Genomic DNA, 23,292 nt, shown 5'->3' with positions numbered 1-23,292 from the left:
ACTTAACCGCGCAGCGTTCCGCCGGTCGCTTTTTCCACCTTGGCGATGATCTTCGCGGACAGTTCTTCGAGGTCTTTCTCTTTCAGAGTGCCCTCGGTCGGCTGAATACGCACGGTAATCGCGAGCGATTTTTTACCTTCGCCCAGAGAGCCACCGATGAACTCGTCAAAGACGCGCACATCTTCGATCAGCGCCTTGTCGGCCCCACCCGCGGCATTCACCACATCGAGCGACCGCACATCCTTGTCGACGACAAAGGCAAAGTCGCGCTCAACGGCTTGCAGGTCGTTGGTGAAGAAGGCAGAGCGTGCAATCTTGGCGCCGCGCGGCATCGGGGCCTCTTCGAGGTAAACGGTAAAGGCCACGGCAGTGCCTTTGACGCCCATCTCCTTGAGAACCTTCGGGTGCAGCTCGCCGAATTCGGCCAGAACCTTTTTCGGACCGAGGCAGATTTTGCCCGAGCGGCCCGGATGGAACCACGGCGAGGTATCGCGCAGGATTTGCGCTTTGGCGGGCGCACCAATCGCCGCCAAAACGGCCTCCGCATCGGCTTTCGCGTCATAAAGATCGTAGGTACGACGCTCGCCATGCACGTCTTTCGCCCCCGTCGCGCCGACCCGCAGACCGGAGATTTGCGCACGCTGCTCGCCCGGTTCGCCACCGAAGAAGGCAGGGCCGCATTCGAACAGGTTCAGGTCCGCAAAACCGCGCGCCTGATTGCGCGTCGCCGCCGTCAGAAGACCGGGCAAAAGGTCCGGGCGCATGTGGCTCATCTCAGAGCTGATCGGGTTTTCCAGACGTACCGCATCGGTGCCTCCACCGAAGAGTTCCGCCGACTTCTGGTCAATGAAGCTGTAGGTCACGCATTCATTGAACCCAAGGCCCGCCGCCTGATGACGGGCCGCGCTCTCGCGCACCTGCATCGGCGTCAGGATTTGCTTGGCCACGCCGGAGGGGCGTTTCATCGGCTTCGGTTCAAGGTGCGTCAGGCTTTCGACACGGGCGACTTCTTCGACCAGATCGGCCTCGCCCAAGACGTCCGGACGCCAGCTCGGCACTTGCGCCATATCGCCGTCCATCACGAAGCCAAGGCTTTCGAGGATGGCAACCTGACGTTCCGCCGGGATGTCCATGCCGACAAGGCTCTGCACCCGGTCTGTGTCGAGGTGGTAGGCGCGGGACACATCCGGCACCTCGCCGGCGATCACGGCCTCAGAGGCCTCGCCCCCGCACAGCTCAAGGATCATCGCCGTCGCATCGTCCAGCGCCTGCATGTTGTAGGCCGGGTCGATGCCGCGTTCGTTGCGATAGCGCGCATCCGAGTTGATCTTGAGCGCACGACCACCCTTGGCGATGTCGAGGTTGTTCCAGAACGCCGCCTCAACAAACACATCCGTGGTCTCGTCCGTACAGCCGGTCTCCTCGCCGCCCATGATGCCGCCGATGCTCTCGACCTTGCCACCGGAGAAGATGCACATCGCGCCTTCAGGCATTTTGTAGGTCTTCTCGTCGAGCGCCAGCAACTCCTCGCCGCCTTTCGCGCGGTCGATCACCAGACCGCCCTCCACCGTCGCCGCGTCAAAGACGTGCAGCGGGCGGTTGCGGTCATAGGTGAAGAAGTTGGTGACATCGACCAGAATCGAAATCGGGCGCAGACCGATGGCGGTCAGGCGATCCTGCAACCATTTCGGCGAGGGGCCGTTTTTCACGCCTTTGATCAGACGCCCGGCAAAGACGTGGCAACCGTCTTGCGCGGCCTCTGTGATCTCCACCGAGATTGGGTTCGGAAATTTGCCCTCGACCATCTCGACCTTGAGCGGTTTCAACGTGCCAAGCCCCCGCGCCGCGAGATCGCGGGCGATGCCGTGGACACCAAGCGCATCGGGGCGGTTCGGGGTGATGGCGATCTCGATCACAGGGTCGACCTTGGCGGGCTGATGTTTCGCCAGCCAGTCGGCGAACTCCATGCCGATCTCGCCATCTTCCAGCTCGATGATGCCGTTGTGCTCGTCCGACAGCTCCAGCTCGCGCTCAGACGCCATCATGCCATGGCTCTCCACGCCGCGGATTTTGCCGACGGAAATCGTAATGTCGAGGCCGGGAATATACATGCCGGGTTTCGCCAAAACGGCGGTGATCCCAGCCCGGGCATTGGGCGCGCCACAGACGATCTGGGTCATCCCCTCGTCCGTCTCGACCTGACAGACCCGCAACTTGTCGGCGTCGGGGTGCTTCTCGGCCTCTTTGACCTTCACGAGTTTAAAGCCTTTAAGCTTGTCGCGCGGGTTCTCGACGCCTTCGACCTCAAGCCCGAGATCGGTCAGCGCGTAAAGGATGTCATCGAGGGAGGCCTCGGTTTCCAGATGCTCTTTGAGCCAGGAGAGTGTGAATTTCATAGTTCGATCCCCGTGTGTTGGGAGATTTTCTTTTTCAGAAAGCCGGTTGCGAGACTTTTCACGACTTCTAGCGTCACGCTTCCACCTGTTTCAGCAACAGCATTTTTGGTATCGGACCAAATGCCTTCATTACGAATTGCATCAAGGTAGTCATGACCAACATTGGTGATGCGAAACAATCCGGTACTCGCATCGCGCCCCTCAATTAGACCAGCATCTTTCATTAAAAGAAGCTGATAGCCATCTTCAGGACTAATCTCGGTCTCATCAAAGCATAGATAACCGTCGTTAAAATCATCATCGGGTTCGAGCGGGCGCGCTTCTGCCTTTAGAAGTAGCTCCCTAATTCGATTGAGGTCTCTTTTAGGCATTACCCGTGAATCCCCCCCGCCAGCGTCGGCGTGCCGAGCGCACTAAACCCGTAGTGACGCAGCCAGCGCAGGTCGGAGTCAAAGAACGCCCGCAAATCCGGGATGCCGTATTTCAGCATCGCCAGACGGTCGATCCCCATGCCGAAGGCAAAGCCTTGCCATTCTTTCGGGTCGATGCAGCCGGCGGTCAGGACTTTGGGGTGCATCATGCCGGAGCCCAGGACTTCGAGCCAATCGTCGCCCTCACCCACGGTCACGGTGCCGTTTTCCCATTTGCACTGCACATCCACCTCAGCGGAGGGTTCCGTGAAGGGGAAGTGCGAGGCGCGGAAGCGGGTTTTGACCTTGGTGCCGAAAAACGCGGTGTAGAACTCTTCGAGCACCCATTTCAGGTTCGCCATGGAGATGTCCTTGTCGATGGCCATGCCTTCGACCTGGTGGAACATCGGCGTGTGGGTCTGGTCGTAGTCCGAACGATACACACGGCCCGGCGCGATGATGCGGATCGGCGCGCCTTGGGCAATCATCGAGCGGATTTGCACCGGCGAGGTGTGGGTCCGAAGCACATTCGGCGCACGCTCGTCGCCTTCGGCGCGGTGCATGTAGAAGGTATCATGCTCCTGGCGCGCCGGGTGGTTCGGCGCGATGTTGAGCGCGTCGAAGTTGTGGAAATCGTCCTCGATCTGCGGGCCTTCGGCGACGGCAAAGCCGAGATCGGCGAAGATCGCGTAGATTTCCTCGGAGACGCGGGAGATCGGGTGGATGGTCCCTTGCGGACGCTGACGGCCCGGAAGCGTGACATCGAGCCATTCCTCGGCCAGACGTGCATCCAGAGCGGCGTCTTCCAGCGCGACCTTCTTGGCGGCCAGCGCGGAGTTGATCTCGTCCTTGAGGGCGTTGAGTTGCGGCCCCATGACCTGACGCTCTTCCGGACTCATCTTGCCCAGTTCACGCATCTTGAGCGCCACTTCGCCCTTTTTGCCGACCGCTTGCAGACGGATGTCTTCCAGCGTCGCCTCGTCACCGGCCTGCAAGATCGCGGTGAGGTATTTGTTCTTCAGATCGTCCATCTGAACCCCTCGTATTCATTGGTCCCCGCCTCGATACCACGGGAGACCCAAAAGACAAGAAGCCGCGAGACCCCATGAGGTCCGCGGCTTCAAAAATGTTCGTTCCCTTGTGGGGGAGCTTACGCGAGCGCGGCCTTCGCCTTTTCGACGATGGCACCAAATGCTTCCGGCTCGTTGATGGCGAGATCGGAGAGAACCTTACGGTCAACTTCGATGCCAGCCAGCGACAGGCCGTTGATGAATTTGGAGTAGGTCAGCGCTTCGTCATGCGAACGCACGGCGGCGTTGATCCGCTGGATCCACAGGGCGCGGAAGTTACGCTTGCGGGCCTTACGGTCGCGGGTCGCGTATTGGTTCGCCTTGTCGACGGCCTGGGTCGCGGTGCGGAAATTCCGGGAACGGGCGCCGTAGTAACCTTTGGCGGCCTTCAGAACTTTTTTGTGACGGGCGTGGGTAACGGTACCACCTTTGGTGCGGGACATGTGTCTCTACTCCTGATTAGCGGTTGTACGGCATGTAGCCTTTGACGATCTTCGCGTCGGGCGCGGAGAGCGTCGTGGTGCCACGAGCGTCACGGATGAACTTGGTGGTGCGTTTGATCATGCCGTGGCGTTTGCCGGCCTGACCCGCTTTGACCTTGCCGGTGGCGGTCATTTTGAAGCGCTTCTTCGCGCTCGACTTCGTCTTCATCTTAGGCATTTCCATCTCCTTTATGGGGTGGTTTTCAACGCGACTCGGCATGCCATACCGCCGGACGCGTCCCATGAGCGGCTGCCATTACAGCCGATCCCTTGTATTTGCAAGCCTTGCGCGTGCGGTTTCTCAGAAAAATCTGCCGAGCACCCGGATCAGGGCCTCGGGGAACTCCGCAAATGCGTATCCCCCGGGACGCAAGAGCAAAGCCGAAAGCACCATGCCGCCCCCGATCAGCACAAGCCAGATGGCGGTGCGGGGACGGCGGCTTTCGGAAAAGGCGCTTGCCGCCGAGGTCAGGGCCAGACAGCACAGAAGCGATCCCAACACGAGGAAAAGATCGGTGTCCATCGCGGCCCTGTTCCCCGGTTATTCCGGGTCGGTGTTGAAGATCAGCCGCTCTTCACAGGGCGCGACCCGCAGAATGTTGGTCGAACCAGCATGGTTGAACGGGATGCCCGCGACCACGACGATCTTGTCGGCCTCGGTCGCAAAACCCGAAGTCCGCGCAGCCCGCGCCGCATTGACCACGGCCATCTTGAAGCGCTCGACCTCACCGGTCATCACGCAATGCATGCCCCAGTAGAGGCAGAGCTTGCGCGCGGTGTTGCGGCGCGACGTCATGGCAATGATCGGCACATGCGGACGTTCACGCGCGGTCAGCGCCGCGGTGGTGCCGCTCTCGGAGTAGCACACGATGGCTTTCACGTCGGTGGTCTCGGCGATCTCGCGCGCCGCGGACACGATGGCGTCCGCAACCGTCTGTTTCTTGATCCCCGCCCGCGAGGCGTCGAGCACATCGCGATACACCGGATCGTTTTCCACCGACATGGCGACGTTGTTCATCGTCGTGACCGCCTCAACCGGGTAATTGCCCGCCGCAGATTCAGCCGACAACATGATCGCATCGGCGCCCTCATAGATGGCGGTTGCCACGTCGGACACTTCGGCGCGGGTCGGCATCGGGCTTTCGATCATGCTTTCGAGCATCTGCGTCGCCACGATCACCGGCTTGGCCGCTGCACGACACCGGCGCGTCAGGCGTTTCTGGATCGGCGGAACGGCCTGCACCGGCAGTTCGACGCCCAAATCGCCACGGGCCACCATGATGCCGTCGGACACGGCGAGAATGCTCTCGAACGCTTCGACGGCAGAGGGCTTTTCGATCTTCGCCAGCACCGAGGCACGGCCTTTCACAAGCTCCTTGGCCTCCAGCATGTCTTCCGGGCGCTGCACGAAAGACAGCGCGACCCAGTCGACGCCCAGCTCGCAGACGAATTCGAGATCCTTGCGGTCCTTCGGCGACAGCGCGGCCAGCGGCAGCACCACATCCGGCACGTTCACGCCCTTGCGGTTGGAAATCGTCCCACCCACGGTCACGACACAATCGGCATAATCGGGGCCGCACTCTTCGACCTTGAGACGGATTTTCCCGTCGTTGACCAGAAGCGTCGCGCCCGGTTTCAACGCGGCGAAAATTTCAGGATGCGGCAGTTGCACCCGGTCGCCATTGCCCGGCGCATCGTCGAGATCGAGGCGGAACTTGTCGCCTTCTTCGAGATCGTGCGCGCCATGGGCAAATTTCCCGACCCGCAGCTTCGGTCCCTGCAAATCCGCGAGAATCGCGATGGGGCGGCCAAGATCGGTCTCGATCTTGCGGATGATGGCGTGGCGGGCACGGATTTCCTCGTGATCGCCATGGCTCATGTTCAGTCGGAACACATCGGCGCCCGCTTCGGAAAGCGCGCGGATGGTGTCGTAATCATTGGAGGACGGGCCCAGTGTGGCCACGATTTTCACATTCCGAAGGCGTCTCATAACGGCCTGATGTCCTTTCGGTCTTTTTACGTTTCGCGGTGGGCCACCTTCTCTATGACGCAAAGAAGACGCTGGCACAACTGGCCCTGCCTGCGCAAAGCGCGTATTGCAGTCGTGACAGGCAAAGGTGACGCAAAAATGACCGATCATCCCCCATTTCGCATCGACGGCCCCGACAGACCGGGGCGCTGGCTGATCACCTGCGACCACGCAACGAACCGGGTGCCGCCGGCAATCGGCCCCGATCTCGGCATCGGCCCGGAGGATATGGCACGGCATATCGCCTATGATGTCGGCGCCTTGGGAGTAAGCCGGGAGTTGGGGCACCTCTTGGACAGTCCGATGATTCATACGGATTTTTCCCGCCTGGTGATCGACCCGAACCGGGGTGAGGACGATCCGACACTGGTGATGAAGCTCTATGACGGCACGCTCATTCCGCGCAACCGGCACGCCGATGATGCGGAGGTGGAGCGGCGGCTGGCGCTGTTTCATCGCCCCTATCACGCGGCCTATGAGGCACTTTGCGAGACCCGTGATAACGTAGTGATCTGTGCGGTGCACAGTTTCACACCGCAACTAAAAAACCGCCCGCGCCGCCCCTGGCAGGTCGGCATTCTGTCGGCCTATGACCGGCGCTTTACCGATCCGTTCATCTCAGCTCTTGAAGCCTCCAAGACGCTACAGGCCGAGGCGGAAAAGATCGGCGAGCGTTTGGTCATCGGCGACAATGAACCCTATGACGGCCACCTGCCCGGCGACGCCATAGACCGCCATGCGCTGCACCACGGACGGCTTAATCTTTTGATCGAAATCCGCTCCGATCTGATCGAAACTGCGGCGCAACAGGCCCATTGGGCCGCGCTTCTCGCCCCCATTCTTCAAGACACTCTGACAGAGACAGGATTGTAACCATGCCCCATGTCGTTATCGACTTCGCCGAAGGTTTAGAGCAGAGCCACAACATGTCGCAGCTTTGCGAAACCGTGTTCGAAACGCTGATTTTAGACGTCGAAATCAACGCCCCGGCGCTCAAGGTCCGCGCCCGGCCGCAACCGTTCTTCAAGATCGGCACGGAGCCCGCGACCTTTGCCCATGCAACGCTCTATCTGCTCGAAGGTCGCGATGACGAGACAAAGGCGCGCTTGTCGGATATCGTGTTGCAAGCGATGGATCAGGTCCTGCCGACGGTCGGCAGCCTGTCCGTCGATGTGCGGGATATGAATAAACTGGCCTATGCCAAACGCGTGAAAGGGTAAGCGATGCAGGAGATTGACGACAAAACCATGGTGGAGATCGAAGCCGCCGCGTTTCGCACGCTGCGCGATCACCTCATGACCAAACGTCCCGATGTGCAGAACATCGACATGATGAACCTCGCAGGTTTCTGTCGGAATTGCCTGTCGCGCTGGGTTCAGGAAGCGGCCAATGCGCGCGGCATCGAGATGACCAAGGACGAGGCGCGCGAACTGTACTACGGCATGCCCTATGAGGACTGGAAAGCCCGGAACCAGACGGAGGCGGATGCCGCCAAACAGGAGGCGTTCACCAAGGCCTTTGCCGAGAATGTCGGCACGGACAAGCAAAAATGAAGCCCGCCGATCAGCTCGCACAATTCGTCCGCGAAGCGCTGATTTCGGGCCGCAGCCGCGACGAGATCACGATGGCACTCTCGGAGGCTGGCTGGGCCAGAACCGAGGTCGAAGATGCGCTCGCAACATGGGCAGAAAGCTCCTTTACCCCGCCGATCCCCCGCCCGCGCCCCTATGTTTCCGCGAAAGAGGCGTTTTTCTACGCGTTGATGTTCGTGGCGCTCGGCATGACCGCATGGCACATTGTCGATCTCGGGTTTGACCTGATCGAACGCTGGATGTCGGACATGGATACCTCCTCATGGAGCAACCGCTCGATGCGCTGGTCGATTTCGGCGCTCATCGTCTTCTTCCCGCTGTTCATGCTGATGCAACGGACGGAAATCCGCAGCCTCGCCCGAGACCCGAGCCGCAAACGCTCCGCCGTGCGCAAATGGTTCGGCTACATCGCCCTGTTTCTCTCATCCCTGGCGCTTCTGGGCGATGTTCTGAGCGCAATCTACGCGCTTTTGAACGGGGATATGACATTGGAATTCATTCTCAAGCTTCTGCTCGTGGGCGCCGTTGCCGGAACCGTATTCGGTTATTTCCAGGGTGCCATGAAGGACGCCGAAGATGGTGCCTGAGCGCTGGCCGCAACTGGCGCTTACACTGCTTGTCGCAGGCGTTCTGCTGGCTGGCATCCTGGCCGTCGGCGGGCCGGAAGCCGGACGGAGTGAACGACGCGACGACCAGCGCTATTGGGATCTGATCGCCTATCAGAGCCAATTGATCTGCCTCGCCCGTGCCAAGGGCGGTTCCTCCCTCCCCACAACGCTCGAGGATACAACGACCTGTTCCATCAATCTGTCGGAGCACGCAATCTTGCCGGAGGAAGGCTATCGCTACCTGCCGCAGGCGGGCGGCGACTATCGGTTTTGCGCCAGGTTCGAGGATGTCGACCGCCTGCGTGACAGGCAAGGTCGCAAGGACATCAGCCGGGACGGCTGCATCAGCGGCAAGATCGACTGACCGAAAAAAGGCCCGCTGAGCGGGCCTTTTCAATCCGAATGGAACCCCGGTTTACACCGCGAGTTTCATCGCCTCTTCGAGATAAATCTCGCGCAGACGTTTGGCCACCGGACCCGGCGTGCCATCGCCCAGCGTTGCCCCGTCGATCTCGACGATCGGCTGAACGAAGGCGGTGGCGGAGGTGGAGAAAGCCTCGTCCGCAGCTTGTGCTTCTTCGATGGTGAAGAGACGTTCTTCGATCTGCATCTGCGCCTCGGCGGCAAAGCGCAGCACGGCAGCACGGGTGATCCCGGCCAGAAGCTTGTTCGAAAGCTGACGGGTGATGATCTTGCCGTCCTTGACAATATAGGCGTTGTTCGAGCTGCCCTCGGTCACATAGCCGTCCTCAACGAACCACGCGTCATCGCAGCCAACCTTGTGCGCCGCCATTTTCGCCATCGAGGCACCCAGGAGTTGCACGGTCTTGATGTCGCGACGGGCCCAGCGCATTTCCTCGATGGAAATCACCTTGTAGCCTTTGTCGGCGGAGGCGGAGTTGCGCAGGTTCTTCTTCTGGGTGAAGAGCACCAGCGTCGGTTTGACCTTCTCCGGATCGGGGTATTCGAACGCCCGGTCGTCATCGGCGCCACGGGAGATTTGCAAGTACACGCCACCCTCGTCGATCTCATTGAGCTCAACCAGTTTGCGGTGAATTTCCAGAAGCTCGTCCATCGTGACCGGCGCGGTCATGTCCAGCTCTTTCAGCGAGCGTTCGAGGCGGTTCTTGTGCCCCTCGAAGTCGATCAGCTTGCCATCCAGAACCGAGGTCACCTCGTAGACGGCATCGCCCATCAGGAACCCACGGTCGAAAATCGACACTTTGGCTTCGGTTTCCGGCAGGTACTCGCCGTTCACATAGACGGTGCGGGTCATTTCATTCTCCTTAAATGACATCAGCCCCAGAGGGCGCGCGCCGGCGGGTGTACCCCGTCCGCGTCGTATTTCAAAGGCTCGGCACGGTCTTCCGCCAAAAGCAAAGGCCCGTCAAGGTCCACCACGCGCGCGCCCTGCGCCACGATCACGGCAGGCGCCATCGCCAGAGAGGTGCCGACCATGCAGCCGACCATGATGCCATAGCCTTCGGCACGGGCCGCCTTGCGCAGCTCCAGGGCCTCGGTGAGCCCGCCGGTCTTGTCGAGCTTGATGTTGATCACATCGTATTTGCCCTTGAGATCCGGCAGGCTCGCCCGGTCGTGACAGGATTCGTCGGCGCAGACCGGAAGGGGCCTCTCAATCTCCGCCAACATGTCGTCCTGCCCGGCAGGCAAGGGTTGCTCCACAAGCTTCACGCCAAGTCGCACCAGATGCGGCGCGAGATCGGCATAGACCTCGGCACTCCAGCCCTCGTTGGCATCGACGATGATGTCCGATTTCGGCGCGCCGCGACGCACGGCTTCCAAACGCGCCATGTCGTCGGGCGTGCCGAGTTTGATTTTCAACAAAGGCCGGTGCGCATGTTTGGCGGCAGAGGCCTGCATCTCTTCGGGAGACGCAAGCGACAGCGTATAGGCCGTGATCATCGGGATCGGGGCGGGCAGGTCCAGCATGTCCCAAACCCGCTTGCCCGCCTGCTTCGCCGCCAGATCCCAAAGCGCACAGTCGACCGCATTGCGCGCGGCCCCCGGTTCAAGCACCTCCTGCAGCGTCGCACGCGTGATGTCTTCGGGAAGGGCCTCGATCTGCGCCGTCACAGAGTCGAGACTTTCGCCATAGCGCGCATAGGGCACGCATTCGCCCCAGCCCTCATGCACCCCGTCGGTCGCGCGCACCGTGACCACCTTGGCCTCCGTGCGCGATCCGCGGGAAATGGTGAACACTTCCGCGAGACGAAAGTTCTCTTGCGTGACGGTCAGCTTGGTCATGAGGCCCTCCGAATTCCGCTGGTCTTGCCTGTCTTGTCTTCTGCGTCTTACAACGCGGCAAGCGCATCGGCCAGACGGCCGGCACCCTGACGGAACGGATCGACCGTCGGCAGACCCATGTCTTCTTCGACCTTGGCGAGATAGGCCAGCGCCTCGTCATCGGACAGGTGCTGGGTGTTGATCGAGATGCCAACCACCTTACAGTCCGGGTTCGCGACTTTCGCCAAATTCAGAGCGGTGTCACTCAACGCTTCGAGCGACGGAAGGGCAAATCCCGGCAAACCGCGCATATGCTCGCGGGTCGGCTCATGGCACAGGATCAGCGCATCCGGCTGACCGCCATGCACCAAGGCCATGGTCACGCCCGAGTAGGACACGTGGAACAGGCTGCCCTGCCCTTCGATCAGGTCCCAGTGATCCGCATCGTTGTCCGGCGTCAGATATTCGATGGAGCCCGCCATAAAATCCGCGATCACAGCATCGAGCGGCACGCCATCGCCGGTGATCAGAATGCCGGTCTGGCCGGTGGCGCGGAAGGTCGACTTCATGCCCTTTTCGCGCATGGATTTGTCCATCGCCAGAGCCGTGTACATCTTGCCCACGGAACAATCGGTGCCGACCGCGAGGCAACGCTTGCCGCTGCGCTTCACGCCATTGGCGATCGGGTATTTCACAGAGGGGATGCGCACGTCATGCAGCGTGCGACCAAAGGTCTTGGCGACGGCGACAAGGTCTTCTTCCTCGCGCAGCAGGTTGTGCAGGCCGGAGGCAATGTCGAACCCCTCTTCGAGCGCGTCGATCAGAACCTTTTTCCACGCCTGACTGATCACGCCGCCGCGGTTGGCGACACCGATGACCAGGGTCTTCGCACCCGCCTCTTTCGCGGCCTTTAGGTCCATGTCGGGCAGTTTCATATCGGCCTTGCAGCCTTCCATGCGGAACTGGCCGAGGGCGAATTCGGGGCGCCAATCCTTGATCCCTTGCGCCACTTTCGCGGCCAATTGGTCAGGGGCGTCGCCGAGGAAAAGAAGATACGGTGTTTCGATCATGGTGCAGCACTCCGGTTGCGTTTGTCCCACAGTGACCGAGATTCGATGAAAGGTGCTTCGGATTTTGCGTCAGAGAGACTGACAGAATGGGAGAATATCCCATAAAAAGCCAATAAACCGGGACATAAATTTCATTGTTTAGGAAATAGGCAGTTTGAAAACTTTATTTTTAGGCAAGAGACGGGATATGCCGCAGGCGCAAAAACCTCCTTGCCACAGATTGCGCAAGATAATAACAATGCATTCGACGTTTTGGAAATATCATTGCGAGAGGAGCACCAATGTCCTTCCGACTCCAACCCACCCCCGTGGATCGCCCGAACCGCTGCCAGCTGTTCGGCCCAGGATCGAACACGAAACTCTTCCCGAAAATGGCTGCCTCCGCAGCGGATGTGATCAATCTCGATCTCGAAGATTCCGTGGCGCCCTCCGACAAGGACGTGGCCCGCGCCAATATCATCGAGGCGATCAACACGATTGATTGGGGCAAAAAAACCCTCGCCGTGCGGATCAACTCGCTCGACACACCCTATTGGTATCGCGATGTCGTGGACCTCTTGGAACAGGCAGGTGAGCGGCTCGATCAGATCATGATCCCGAAAGTCGGTTGCGCCGAGGACATCTATGCGGTCGACGCGCTGGTCACCGCGATCGAGCGCGCCAAGGGCCGCACAAAGAAGATCAATTTCGAAGTCATCATCGAATCCGCCGCTGGCATCGCCCATGTCGAAGAGATCGCCGCCAGCTCTCCGCGTCTCGTCGCCATGAGCCTTGGAGCGGCGGATTTCGCGGCCTCCATGGGCATGCAAACCACCGGCATCGGCGGCACGCAGGAGAATTACTACATGCTGCACGGCGACACGCGGCATTATTCCGATCCGTGGCATTGGGCACAGGCCGCCATCGTCGCCGCCTGTCGCACCCACGGCGTGCTGCCGGTCGATGGGCCGTTCGGCGATTTCTCCGATGACGAGGGCTACCGGGCGCAGGCACGGCGTTCCGCAACGCTCGGCATGGTCGGCAAATGGGCGATCCACCCGAAACAGATCGCGCTGGCCAACGAAGTGTTCACCCCCTCCGAAGAGGCCGTCACCGAGGCCCGCGAAATCCTCGCCGCGATGGAACAGGCCAAGGCCAATGGCGAAGGCGCGACCGTTTACAAAGGCCGTTTGGTCGACATCGCCTCGATCAAACAGGCCGAGGTCATCGTGGCCCAATCCGAGTTGATCGCGAACTCCTGAAATCCCTCCGACCGTGCGGGGAGGCACGGCCGTTGAGGCGATAACGCCCCGAGGCTCAGGCTTCGGGGCGTTTCTATTGGATCACTGGATCGGCGCGCAGATCAGCGTCACCAAATCCTCCGGCGCGGTGTCCATCGGGGTGTTTTCATAGATTTCGAACGGCGGCCCGTCGCGCGGCTCCTCACCACTTTCGGGCAACCATTTGCCATAAAGATAATCATAGGCCTGACGCAACCCGGTATAAGGCCCGACATGGCGCAACACGGCGTAACGCCCGCCCGTTAGCGCAAAGGGGTCGAGCGGGGCCTCAAGCGTCGCGTCCCCCGTCAGGATAAACCCTGCCATGCTCCGCATCTCCTCGACCGGCACCTCGCCGGGGTTGGAAAAATACACGCCGACCATCGGCCCGAGCACCGGCCCCATACCGCGCGACAGGGCGGTTTTGGCGGCCACCTCGAAGGCCTGCCCGATCTCCGTGTAATCACCCCGATGCGCCACACCTGCAAAAGACGCCGGCGCGCGGTCTTCCACCTTAATTTCATACATAACGTAGTCTCCTTTTTCCGTGAGCCGCAGAGGCGGCATCTCGACGCCGCGCGCCCGAAAAGCGGTGGGCGTCAGTCCAAAGGCATCCTGAAAGGCACGGGCGAAACTGCGCGGATTGGGGTAGCCGCAAAGCTGCGCGATGCGCTCGATCCCGTCTTCGCTGCGCACAAGAAGATGTGAGGCTTTGTAAAGCCGCACCCGCCGGATGAACCCCGCCACCGTCTCTCCGGTCATCGCCGAAAACACCCGGTGGAAATGAAACCGCGACAGGGCCGCGACATCCGCCAAAGTGTCGAGCGAAAGATCGCCATCGAGATGGGCATAGACATGATCAAGCACCCGCAAGAGCCGATCTTCATAAGCGTGCCGCGCCATTAATCCCCGTATCCTTTCAACATGTCCTTGGCGGGAGAGATACCGTTTCAGCAGATCACAAATCTTGCTGAGTTGCACCCGCGCGCGAAAATAGCCATATACGGGGTCGAAACCGTTCGGAGGTCCGCATGACTCACTATCTCGAATTCGAAAAACCTTTGGCCGAGATCGAGGGCAAAGCCGAGGAACTGCGCGCATTGGCCCGCGCCAACGAAGAGATGGATGTCGAGAAAGAAGCCGCCGCTTTGGACAAGAAAGCCGCGGATATGCTCAAGGACCTTTACAAAGGTCTGACGCCTTGGCGCAAATGCCAGGTCGCGCGCCACCCCGACCGGCCGCATTGCAAGGATTACATCGAGGCGCTGTTTACCGAATACACGCCGCTGGCCGGCGACCGGAACTTTGCCGATGACCATGCCGTCATGGGCGGTCTGGCGCGGTTCAACGATCAGCCCGTGGTGGTGATCGGTCAGGAAAAAGGCCATGACACCAAATCCCGCATCGAACGCAACTTCGGCATGGCGCGTCCCGAAGGCTATCGCAAGGCCATCCGTCTGATGGATCTCGCCGACCGCTTCGGCCTGCCGGTGATCGCGCTGGTCGACACCCCCGGCGCCTATCCGGGCAAGGGCGCGGAAGAGCGCGGCCAATCGGAAGCGATTGCACGCTCGACCGAGAAATGTCTCAATCTCAAGGTGCCGATGATCTCTGTCATCATCGGCGAAGGTGGCTCCGGCGGCGCTGTGGCCTTTGCCTCCGCCAACAAACTCGCGATGCTGGAACATTCGGTCTATTCGGTGATCTCCCCGGAGGGCTGCGCCTCGATCCTCTGGAAAGATGCAGAGAAGATGCGCGAGGCCGCCGAAGCGCTACGCCTGACCGCGCAGGACCTGCACAAACTCGGCGTGATCGACCAGATCATCCCCGAACCGCTCGGCGGCGCGCAACGCGACCGCGAGGCGACGATTGCCGCCGTCGGCAAGGCGATTGAGGCGATGCTCGCCCCGCTGCAAAAGAAAAAGCCGGAGACCATCCTCAAGGACCGCCGCAAGAAGTTCCTCGACATGGGATCGAAGGGCCTGGCGGCCTAACGGGCGGCCTGAGTATTTCGGGCACAAAGGAAACACCGAGAAAGGGGCCGTGCGATTGCATGGCCTTCTTCGTTACCACATGCTCTTGGCGGCGCGCTCCGGCCATTCCTCGTCATAGGCTTTGCCGCCGACGCGACCCACGGTGAGTGCCTCGAGGATTTGACCGACGCTCGGCAGACCCTCGCTGTCGTCGCGCCCCTCCCAAAGCCCGGCGCGCATCAGGGCTCGGGCGCATTGGGTGTAGATCTCAGCGATCTCGAAGACGATCACGGAGCGGGGATGTTTGCCTCCCACCTCGAAGGACTGGCGTAGCCCTTCGTCCGCCGTCACGAACGCCCGCCCATTCATCCGCACGACATTGTTCGAGCCAGGAACAAACAGCATCAAGGACGCACGCGGATCGCGCACGATGTTGCGCAGACTGTCGATGCGGTTGTTGCCCATCCAGTCGGGCATCGCGAGCGTACCCGGGTCGAGTTCCCGCAGCACAGGCTCCTTGTCGCCGCGCGGCGAGGCGTCTGTGCCCTCCGGGCCGACAGTGGAGAGGATGCAGAACCGGCACCGTTCAAGCCAGGGCCGAAACTCCGGCGTCATGCGTCGCGCGACCTTTTCCGTCGCAGCGGGACCCGGTACGCCGTAAAGGGCTTCCAGTTCGGAAATCTCGGCCAGATGTTTCATGTCGCTCTCCTTAGCCGCACAAGATCACGCCTTAGCCGCACAAGATCACGACAAGATGACGTTCAGCCTTTCGCCGGCAGTGTGAAGCCAGCATCGAGCATGAGCCGGTCCGAGGCACTTTCGACCACCTTCTCCAGCTCGGCCATGACCTTTTTCATCTCTTGCCCCGCCGGAATGCGCGGCAGGAATTCGACCACTGCCGTGCCCCGCGCCCGGTAGATGCCGTGACGCGGCCAGAACACGCCGACATTGGTGGCGGCGGGCACGAGGTCCTGCCCGGTCTGCTCATAAAGCACACCGGTGCCGATCTTGTAGGGCAGATGGGCACCGGCGGCGACACGGGTGCCTTGCGGGAAGATGATCAACTGCCCCGGCAGGGCGGCACCGGATTTGACATCCGCGATCATCTTCTTGATTGCCTGCCCCCGCTTGCCGCGATCCACCGCCACGCAGCCGATGCGTTTGGCGTAATAGCCGACAATGGGGGCCCAGACGAGCTGCTTCTTCATGATGAATTTCGGTCGCGGAACGGCAGAGACGATCAGGATGATGTCGAAAAAACTCTGGTGTTTGGCCCCGATCAGCACCTCATCATTGGGCACCTCGCCCCGGATTTCGGATTTGAGCCCCACAAGCCAGTGCGCCGAGAAACGCACCCAATGGCAATAGGTCCAGCAGGCCAGATAGGCATATTCGCGTTTGATCATCGCCAGGGGCGTGAAGAAAACCGCAAGGATCGCCATGGCCAGATACATCTGGATCACGAAGATCAGCGAGAGGAGCCACTGGATCGGATAGGGCATCACATCAACCTCCGAAGGGTTTGGCTGGCCGCGACACGGGTGGCCGCGAAGGCCACGAGCGCCGCCAGGACCGGGATTGCCAGAGGCCAGAGCCATTGCGCACCGACAAAGCCCAGACCGGTGAGGAAACTCCCCGCCTCATCCGCGCTCGGAAGAAGAGCGACCGCGATCATACCGAGGAAGGTTCCGATGAGCGCCCCGCTCAGCCCCCGCAGGGTAAAACGTCGCACGAAAGCGCCGGCGATGAAACGGTCGGTGGCACCGACAAGCCGCAGCGTGCGGATCACCTGGCCGTTGGCGGCAAGGGCCGCATTGGCCGCAAGCGTGATCATCCCGCCGGTGACCCCCGCAATCAGGATCAGAGACAGCACGCCCAGAAACCGCAGACGTTCGGCGGCGCGCAGCAGGGGTTTGCGCCAACGGCTGTGATCGTCGAGCACCGCGCCGGGCGCTTCGCCCGCAAGACGCAGGCGCAAACCTTCGGCATCAAAGCCGTCGGAGGTTTCCTGCACATCAATCAGGGCGGGCAAGGGCAACGTGTCGAGTGGCAAATCGGGACCGAACCATGGCTCGAGAAGGAGAGTCTCCTCCTCTTCCGACAACAATCGCGCCGCCGCGACCCCCGGCGTGGTTTCCAAAACCTTGAGAGCTGCTGCGACCTGCGCGTCGACCTGCTCGGCGGGGGCGGAGATGCGCACGGTGGAGCCGCGCGCCAGCTCATTGCCCCAACGCTCCGCCAGACGCCCGGTCGCCATGGAAAGCGCCAGCGCGAAGACGGCGAGGAACGCCATGGCGGCAGAGGTGATCACGGTGAGCTGCGCCGTGAAACCCGACGGCGGCACCACGCGCCCAGAAGTGCTTTCGCTGAAATTCAGAAAGGGCAGAAGAATGGTTTTCACAGATCTGCCCCCGATTGCTGGATGCGCCGGTTGGAAATGCGCAACACCCGGGCCGCGACCTGGGATTTGGCCTGACGGATCAGATGCAGGTCGTGGGTCGCGATCACCACGGTCTTCCCCATCCGGTTCAGTTCGATGAGCAGTTGCAAGAGCCGCAGCGACATCTCCCAATCGACGTTGCCGGTGGGCTCATCCGCGAGGATCACATCGGGCGACATGATCACCGCGCGGGCAAGAGCCGCACGCTGACGCTCCCCCCCGGACAGCTCCGGCGGGCGGGCGTTGATCTGTTCCGACAGGCCGACCCAGGACAGCAGATCGGAGAGATCGCCGTCGTCACGCGGCTGACCCGACACTGTCAGCGGCAGGGCGACATTCTCGGCAACACTCAGGTGATCTAGGAACTGGCAGTCCTGATGCACCACCCCGATCCGGCGGCGAAGTTGCGCCACGTCGTCGCGCTCCATGCCCCGGGTGTCCTCGTCAAAAATCGAGACCCGCCCGGCGGTCGCCTGCAGTTCGCGATAACACAGCTTGAGAAAGGTCGTCTTGCCCGTGCCCGAAGGCCCGGTCAGGAAATGAAACGACCCCGGAGCCAGCGTCAGGGACATCTCTGTCAGAAGCTCACGCCCCCCGTAGCCGTAGCCAGCATCATGAAACTCGATCACACGGCACCTCTGCGAACCTCTATGTATTCGCGACAGTTTTGCCTCACCGGTCAAAAGCTTTCAATCCAACTGTCGCAAAAACATGGACAATTCGCACATGTGCGTTAAGAATTACGGAAAATCGCGCACAAGCATGCGCACAATCTCTCGGTGGCAGGGGAAAACATGCGGCTGATCTGTCCCAATTGTGGCGCTCAATACGAGGTCGATGCTCGTGTCATTCCCGACGCGGGTCGGGATGTTCAGTGCTCGAATTGCGGTCACACCTGGTTCCAGCGCCCCGCGCATCTCGATCAGGACCTCGCCGAAGAGCTTGGATATGAGATTCCGCACGAAGACCCGGTGCCGGGTCATGTCGCGCCGGAAGAGACCGCGCACACCGTCCCTGAATTCGAGGAGACGCCGGAGTTCGAACCCTCCGTCTCAGTCGAGGACAGCGAAACCGTCGCGGTCGTCGCCGAGCCCGAAGAAGATTTGCACATTCCGGAGCCGATCGAAGAACCGACGCCCGAACCCACTGAGATCCCCCCCGTTTTCGAAGCCGAAGACACAGTCGCGGAACCTAGAGACGAGACAGCTAAGACCTCCTCTGTTCGCCCCGCCGCACAAAGTTCTGCGCTCAAGGACAGCGTGCGTGACATCCTGCGCGCCGAGGTCGAGTTCGATCAGGCCATGCGCCAGTCGCAGGGGGAAACGCTTGAAACCCAGCCCGATCTCGGGCTCGAAGAACCGGCACAGGACAGTGCCAAGAAAAGCCTGCGCGACCGCATGGCGCGGCTTCGGGGCCTCGACCCCGCCGACAGCGGCATCGTCGCGGGAAGCGTCGCAGCGGCCACCGGCAAGCGGCGCGATCTCTTGCCGGACATCGAGGAAATCAACTCGACGCTCAGCGCGGCCTCCGAGCGCAATGAGGACGGCACGGTGCCCGACGAGGACACCCGCCGCGCCCGTGCGGAACGCTCTGGCTTCCGCTCCGTGTTCCTCGTTCTGGTGCTTGCGGCCATCATGCTCGTGGCGCTTTACGTTCTGGCTCCGGTGATTGCGGAAAAAGTCCCCGCACTTGCAGGCGTCATGGAAAGCTATGTCACCGCAGCCAACGGCTTCCGCGCCTGGCTCGACCGCCTGTTGTCCGCAGCGAGCGTGCGGCTCAACGCCCTGTTGAGCCAGCTCAGCGCCTGAGACCCGATCAGTACTGATCCAGTAGCCGGTTCAGGTAATCGCGTTCTTCGGCCTGGCGCTGTTGTTCGCCTGAGCGGCGCCGGATTTCGTCCAGAAGTTCCTCCGCCCGACGATAGACATCTTCGCCCTGATAGAGCTCGTCATCGCTGCCGAAACGCCCCGCGTCGCCAGGTTTGCGCCCGAGCGGATCGCGCCGCGCCGCGTCACTGCCGGACTGGCCACCGGCCTCGCCCTGTTGCCCGTCCTCGTTCTGCTGGCTCTGCGCCTGTTGTTCGCCAAGGCGACGCATGCCCTCGCGGAGTGCTTCCATCGCCTCGGCCTGGCGCCCGAGCGCGCCGTTGAGATCCCCCTCGCGCAGCGCGTCTTCGGCCTCTTCCATCGCCCGGTCGGCCCGTTCGAGCGAGCCGCCGACACTGTCGTCCCCGCCGCCCTGGCCGCCGGGAATACTGCCACGCTGACGTTGCAACTGATCGCGAAGGGCCTGCTGACGTTCGGAAAGAGACTGGCCGTTCGGCGCCTCGCCGGGTCGCGTGCCGTCCTCTCCCGGATTTGTCTCTGCATCGCCCGATGGCCCTTCTTGCTGTCCCGGCTGTTGTCCGGGTCGCTGAGTTTGCCCCTGTTGGCTGTTTTCCCCGAACCGGTCCTGAAGGTCCGAAAACGTGTCATCGTTGAGCTGCTGTTGATCGCGCAGCATGTCCTGAAGGCCCTGCATGCCTTGCTGGCCCTGCCCGCCCTGGCCCTCGCCCTTGGTGACACGCATGTTCTCGAGCATTTCGGCCAGCATATCCATAAGCTGCTGCGCTTCGGCCATGCGGCCTTGCTCCATCAGCTCCTGAATGCGGTCCATCAGTTGCTGCAACTGATCCTGGGTGATCTCCTGCCCATCTTGCTGGCCCTGATCCGGCATGTCGGTGCCGTCGTTTTCATCGCCCTGCTGTTCCGCCAGTTGCTGCATGTAATCGCGGGTGGCCTCGCGCAGCTCCTGCATCAACTGTTCGATCTCTTCCGGCGTCGCACCGTCGCGCATCGCCTGCGACAGGCGCTCCTGCGCCCGGTGCAGGCGGGCAAGCGCTTCCTTGAGCTGACCGTCTTCGAGTTCCAGCGCGATCTCCCAGAGGTTCGCCGCGATACTGTCGAGCTGCTCATCCGTCAGGCGCCCCGCGCGTCCCTCAATCTGGCCGATGGTTTCGCGAAGACGGAAATAAGTCGTCATCTCGTCGAACATCTCGGTCGGGTTCACCGACACCGCGCGCAGCACCTGCGCCGTGCGCGCGGCGTTGTCGCGGTTCCACAAAAGCTCCCGGCGCTGGTCCACGATAGCCGCCGCCAGAGGATCGAAGAACCGCCGCGTCGGCAGGATACTTTCCCCCAGCGTGGCGGCGCTTTCCTGCCCGGCCGCATCCCAGGCCGTGAGGCTCAAACGCACGGGCAGCCCCGCGAAAGGATGCTCAGCCAGATTTTCGGCAATCAGCCCCTCGATCTCGGTACGGTCGCCGGTTTGCGGCAACATCACCGGCAGAGTGATCGCCTCGCGCGGCTCGGGCGGCAGGGCAAAGCCATAGCGTTTTTCCACGGCCTCCGGATCTCGGGTGATCGTCAACTCGGCCCGCGCCACACCGAAATCGTCGCTCAGCCGAAATTCCTGCCGTGCCTCGCCCGACGGTGCGCGGGTCATCTCGCCCACAAGCTCGGCCACGGGAGGCTGATCCGGTTGCAGCGCCACATCCCAGAGCCGACCGGTGGGTCCGTCGATCTCGATCTCGCCCGCCTGACGGATGATGAAATCGTGCAAGGTCATGTCGTCATCGCCGGAGACGGTCTCACGCAGCGTCAGCGTGCCATCCGCACCGTAAAACCGCAGGGTTACGCCCGAGCCCTTCGGTACTTCGAATTCCGGATCGAGATCGCCGAGATAGAGCGTCGGCTTGCCGGCATAGGCGGGCGGGCGCACCCAGCCTTCCCAGGTTGGACCGACGGCGATCTCCTGCCCGCTCCCCCCGAGATCGCGCAGGCTTCCGGCCTTTTCAAACGATCCGAACACAAGTCCCATCCCCAAAGTCGTCAGGGCAATGAGGCGCAGCGCGAACGGATCGGCGGAGGACAACCGCAGCATCGGCGCGATGGCATGCACGCCGCGCAGACGTTCCGCCATACGCTTGCGATGCGCAGCCCAGAGCGCTTCGGAGGCGTCGTTTCCTGCCCCGATCAACGGCGTGTCGGACAGCGCCTGCAAGGGCCGTCCCGGCAGGTCCGCATCGACCCGCGCCATGGCCTCCGCCGCATAGGGCAGGCGCAGATGGCGTATCGCATAGATCACGGACAGAAGCGCCAGAACGGCGACCAGCCCTCCGGCGACCCAAAGCCCAGAAGGCGGCAAGGCCTCCTGCACCCCAAGAAGCGCCAGACCGACCACAAAGACGAGCAGCGAAAACAGCGGCCAGAAGGCCGTACCCAAGCGTTCGTACAACAGCCCGGCCTGTGTCACACGCAAGGCGTGCCTCACCCGTCGGGCAAGGCTCTGGCCAAGGCTGTCTCGGAGCTGTCGGTCAAATTCCATACGTCTCGCCCGGGGCTTCGGGCGCGCATCGGGATGATCCGCGCTCAGAGCCACGCAGGGATGGTATCGCGGTTTATCATCTCGTCAAAGCTCGGACGCTTGCGAATGACAGCGAATTGATCGCCCTTCACCAGAACCTCGGGGATAAGCGGCCGGGAATTATACTCCGAGGCCATCACCGCGCCATAAGCTCCCGCCGAACGGAAGGCGACCAAATCGCCCTCGCCAAGACCGGGCATGTTGCGCGCCTTGGCAAAGGTGTCGCCGGTTTCACAGACCGGACCGACGATGTCCATCGGGGTCTGATCCTCTCCGGCCTCGGGCTCCGTCACCGGGATGATGTCGTGATAGGCGTCATACATCGAGGGACGCACAAGGTCGTTCATCGCCGCATCGACGATCAGGAAATCGCGGCCCTCGCCATGTTTGAGATAAATCACGGAGGACACGAGAATTCCGGCATTGCCGGAGATCAGTCGCCCCGGCTCGATCTCGATCTCGCAGCCGAGATGCCCGACGGTGCGCCGGATCACGTCGGTATACTCTACCGGCAGCGGCGGCGCGGAGTTCGAACGCTCGTAAGGAATGCCGAGCCCGCCCCCCAGATCGAGACGGCGGATGTCATGACCATCGGCCCGCAGCGCTTCGGTCAGTTCGGCGACCTTGGTGAAGGCCAACTCGAACGGCTCGAGCTGGGTCAGTTGCGACCCGATATGCACGTCGATACCGATCACGTCGATGCCCGGCATTTCACCCGCACGCTTGTACACGTCGCGACAGGTGGCGATCGGAATACCGAACTTGTTCTCGGATTTGCCGGTGGCGATTTTCGCATGGGTCTTGGCATCCACATCCGGGTTCACCCGCAGCGCGATGGGCGCCTTCATCCCGAGAGAGGTCGCCACCTCGTTGAGCGCCGCAAGCTCCGGCTCGCTCTCGACGTTGAACTGGCGAATGCCGCCTTCGAGGGCGATGCGCATTTCCTCGCGCGTCTTGCCGACCCCCGAAAACACGATGCGTTCGCCCGGAAATCCCGCCGCCTTCGCCTTGAGATATTCGCCGATGGACACCACATCGACCCCGGAGCCCAGCTCGCACATGAGCTTGAGCACCGCGAGGTTAGAATTCGATTTCATCGCGAAACAGACGAGATGGTCCATGCCGGACAGTGCGTCATCGAACAGTTTGAAATGCCGGGTCAGCGTCGCGGTGGAATAGACGTAGAACGGCGTACCGACCTGGGCCGCAATATCGCTCACGGCCACGTCTTCGGCATGGAGCACGCCGTCTTTGTAGAGGAAATGGTCCATCTGGGTCTTTCACTTTCAGGGGCAGGCGCGCCCCGGATCAGGTC

General features: G+C 61.7%; 25 protein-coding genes. 8 read left to right on the top strand and 17 right to left on the bottom strand.

Annotated elements, in window-relative coordinates:
• Positions 1–2 precede the first annotated feature (2 nt).
• From pheT to pyk, 7 genes are all read right to left on the bottom strand, one after another.
• Positions 3–2,396 carry a phenylalanine--tRNA ligase subunit beta gene (gene pheT / locus NH195_RS02560; RefSeq protein ID WP_066702609.1) on the bottom strand — a complete coding sequence of 798 codons (2,394 nt, stop codon included), beginning with the start codon at positions 2,394–2,396 and terminating at the stop codon, positions 3–5.
• Positions 2,393–2,767 carry a DUF2513 domain-containing protein gene (locus tag NH195_RS02555; RefSeq protein WP_066702606.1) on the bottom strand — a complete coding sequence of 125 codons (375 nt, stop codon included), beginning with the start codon at positions 2,765–2,767 and terminating at the stop codon, positions 2,393–2,395. Before NH195_RS02555 ends, pheT begins: the two co-directional genes overlap by 4 nt.
• A complete protein-coding gene (gene pheS, locus NH195_RS02550) occupies positions 2,767–3,837 on the bottom strand; it encodes a phenylalanine--tRNA ligase subunit alpha (protein WP_066702603.1) in 1,071 nt (356 codons plus the stop codon). Before pheS ends, NH195_RS02555 begins: the two co-directional genes overlap by 1 nt.
• Before the next feature lie 119 nt (positions 3,838–3,956).
• Entirely contained in the window at positions 3,957–4,319 is a 363-nt protein-coding gene (gene rplT, locus NH195_RS02545; RefSeq protein ID WP_066702601.1) for a 50S ribosomal protein L20, read from the bottom strand.
• Positions 4,320–4,335: 16 nt separating this feature from the next.
• Positions 4,336–4,536 (bottom strand): 50S ribosomal protein L35, encoded by a 201-nt coding sequence (gene rpmI / locus NH195_RS02540; protein ID WP_066702600.1) that lies wholly within the window; start codon positions 4,534–4,536, stop codon positions 4,336–4,338.
• Positions 4,537–4,659: 123 nt separating this feature from the next.
• Positions 4,660–4,881: a hypothetical protein gene (locus NH195_RS02535; RefSeq protein WP_066702599.1), complete on the bottom strand. Its 222-nt coding sequence runs from the start codon at positions 4,879–4,881 to the stop codon at positions 4,660–4,662.
• 18 nt (positions 4,882–4,899) lie between these two features.
• The gene (gene pyk, locus NH195_RS02530) at positions 4,900–6,348 is read right to left on the bottom strand and encodes a pyruvate kinase (RefSeq protein WP_066702596.1); all 1,449 of its coding nucleotides are present in this window, start codon (positions 6,346–6,348) and stop codon (positions 4,900–4,902) included.
• A 138-nt stretch (positions 6,349–6,486) separates the two neighbouring features.
• On the opposite strand from pyk, the gene NH195_RS02525 reads away from it, so the two are divergent.
• Genes NH195_RS02525 through NH195_RS02505 form a run of 5 tightly spaced genes read left to right on the top strand, consistent with a single transcriptional unit; the run spans position 6,487 to position 8,951 of the window.
• Positions 6,487–7,260, top strand: a complete 774-nt coding sequence (locus NH195_RS02525; protein WP_066702589.1) for an N-formylglutamate amidohydrolase — start codon at positions 6,487–6,489, stop codon at positions 7,258–7,260.
• 2 nt (positions 7,261–7,262) lie between these two features.
• Positions 7,263–7,607 (top strand): 5-carboxymethyl-2-hydroxymuconate Delta-isomerase, encoded by a 345-nt coding sequence (locus NH195_RS02520; protein WP_066702588.1) that lies wholly within the window; start codon positions 7,263–7,265, stop codon positions 7,605–7,607.
• A 3-nt stretch (positions 7,608–7,610) separates the two neighbouring features.
• Entirely contained in the window at positions 7,611–7,940 is a 330-nt protein-coding gene (locus tag NH195_RS02515) for a DUF1244 domain-containing protein (RefSeq protein WP_066702587.1), read from the top strand.
• Positions 7,937–8,566 (top strand): DUF5671 domain-containing protein, encoded by a 630-nt coding sequence (locus NH195_RS02510; protein WP_066702586.1) that lies wholly within the window; start codon positions 7,937–7,939, stop codon positions 8,564–8,566. The genes NH195_RS02515 and NH195_RS02510 overlap by 4 nt, the downstream gene beginning before the upstream one ends.
• Entirely contained in the window at positions 8,556–8,951 is a 396-nt protein-coding gene (locus NH195_RS02505; RefSeq protein WP_066702584.1) for a hypothetical protein, read from the top strand. Before NH195_RS02510 ends, NH195_RS02505 begins: the two co-directional genes overlap by 11 nt.
• 51 nt (positions 8,952–9,002) lie before the next feature.
• Here NH195_RS02505 and NH195_RS02500 read toward each other — a convergent pair whose 3' ends face one another.
• The 3 genes from NH195_RS02500 to dgcN are packed head-to-tail and all read right to left on the bottom strand — an operon-like array spanning position 9,003 to position 11,901.
• Complete coding sequence (locus NH195_RS02500; protein WP_066702582.1) at positions 9,003–9,863, bottom strand: D-amino-acid transaminase; 861 nt, start codon at positions 9,861–9,863, stop codon at positions 9,003–9,005.
• Positions 9,864–9,883: 20 nt separating this feature from the next.
• A complete protein-coding gene (gene dgcA, locus NH195_RS02495) occupies positions 9,884–10,852 on the bottom strand; it encodes an N-acetyl-D-Glu racemase DgcA (RefSeq protein ID WP_066702580.1) in 969 nt (322 codons plus the stop codon).
• Positions 10,853–10,899: 47 nt separating this feature from the next.
• Entirely contained in the window at positions 10,900–11,901 is a 1,002-nt protein-coding gene (gene dgcN / locus NH195_RS02490; protein WP_066702577.1) for an N-acetyltransferase DgcN, read from the bottom strand.
• A gap of 281 nt (positions 11,902–12,182) precedes the next feature.
• Between dgcN and NH195_RS02485 the strand changes: the two genes are divergently transcribed.
• Entirely contained in the window at positions 12,183–13,142 is a 960-nt protein-coding gene (locus tag NH195_RS02485; RefSeq protein ID WP_066702574.1) for an L-malyl-CoA/beta-methylmalyl-CoA lyase, read from the top strand.
• A gap of 81 nt (positions 13,143–13,223) precedes the next feature.
• Here the strand turns inward: NH195_RS02485 and NH195_RS02480 are convergent, their stop codons facing one another.
• Positions 13,224–14,063 carry an AraC family transcriptional regulator gene (locus tag NH195_RS02480; protein WP_066702572.1) on the bottom strand — a complete coding sequence of 280 codons (840 nt, stop codon included), beginning with the start codon at positions 14,061–14,063 and terminating at the stop codon, positions 13,224–13,226.
• A gap of 128 nt (positions 14,064–14,191) precedes the next feature.
• Between NH195_RS02480 and NH195_RS02475 the strand changes: the two genes are divergently transcribed.
• The gene (locus tag NH195_RS02475; RefSeq protein ID WP_066702570.1) at positions 14,192–15,154 is read left to right on the top strand and encodes an acetyl-CoA carboxylase carboxyltransferase subunit alpha; all 963 of its coding nucleotides are present in this window, start codon (positions 14,192–14,194) and stop codon (positions 15,152–15,154) included.
• A 72-nt stretch (positions 15,155–15,226) separates the two neighbouring features.
• On the opposite strand, the gene NH195_RS02470 is transcribed toward NH195_RS02475, so the two are convergent.
• The 4 genes from NH195_RS02470 to NH195_RS02455 all read right to left on the bottom strand — a co-directional run bounded on the left by NH195_RS02470 (position 15,227) and on the right by NH195_RS02455 (position 18,202).
• On the bottom strand, positions 15,227–15,832 hold the full coding sequence (locus NH195_RS02470; protein ID WP_066702568.1) for a pyridoxamine 5'-phosphate oxidase family protein: 606 nt from the start codon (positions 15,830–15,832) through the stop codon (positions 15,227–15,229).
• 62 nt (positions 15,833–15,894) lie between these two features.
• The gene (locus tag NH195_RS02465; RefSeq protein ID WP_066702566.1) at positions 15,895–16,635 is read right to left on the bottom strand and encodes a lysophospholipid acyltransferase family protein; all 741 of its coding nucleotides are present in this window, start codon (positions 16,633–16,635) and stop codon (positions 15,895–15,897) included.
• The gene (locus NH195_RS02460; protein ID WP_066702564.1) at positions 16,635–17,534 is read right to left on the bottom strand and encodes a cell division protein FtsX; all 900 of its coding nucleotides are present in this window, start codon (positions 17,532–17,534) and stop codon (positions 16,635–16,637) included. The genes NH195_RS02465 and NH195_RS02460 overlap by 1 nt, the downstream gene beginning before the upstream one ends.
• On the bottom strand, positions 17,531–18,202 hold the full coding sequence (locus NH195_RS02455) for a cell division ATP-binding protein FtsE (RefSeq protein WP_066702563.1): 672 nt from the start codon (positions 18,200–18,202) through the stop codon (positions 17,531–17,533). The genes NH195_RS02460 and NH195_RS02455 overlap by 4 nt, the downstream gene beginning before the upstream one ends.
• 165 nt (positions 18,203–18,367) lie before the next feature.
• Here NH195_RS02455 and NH195_RS02450 point away from each other — a divergent pair, with 165 nt between their 5' ends.
• Entirely contained in the window at positions 18,368–19,381 is a 1,014-nt protein-coding gene (locus NH195_RS02450) for a zinc-ribbon domain-containing protein (RefSeq protein ID WP_066702561.1), read from the top strand.
• Between the two features lie 7 nt (positions 19,382–19,388).
• Here the strand turns inward: NH195_RS02450 and NH195_RS02445 are convergent, their stop codons facing one another.
• Positions 19,389–21,938, bottom strand: a complete 2,550-nt coding sequence (locus NH195_RS02445; RefSeq protein WP_081423754.1) for a DUF4175 domain-containing protein — start codon at positions 21,936–21,938, stop codon at positions 19,389–19,391.
• Between the two features lie 44 nt (positions 21,939–21,982).
• Complete coding sequence (lysA, locus tag NH195_RS02440; protein ID WP_066702556.1) at positions 21,983–23,248, bottom strand: diaminopimelate decarboxylase; 1,266 nt, start codon at positions 23,246–23,248, stop codon at positions 21,983–21,985.
• Positions 23,249–23,292: the final 44 nt, after the last annotated feature.

This window comes from Celeribacter ethanolicus, from assembly GCF_001550095.1.
Taxonomy (GTDB): Bacteria; Pseudomonadota; Alphaproteobacteria; order Rhodobacterales; family Rhodobacteraceae; genus Celeribacter; species Celeribacter ethanolicus.
The sequence above is the reverse complement of the archived record's forward strand: the minus strand, read 5'-3'. Positions and strand labels throughout refer to the sequence as shown.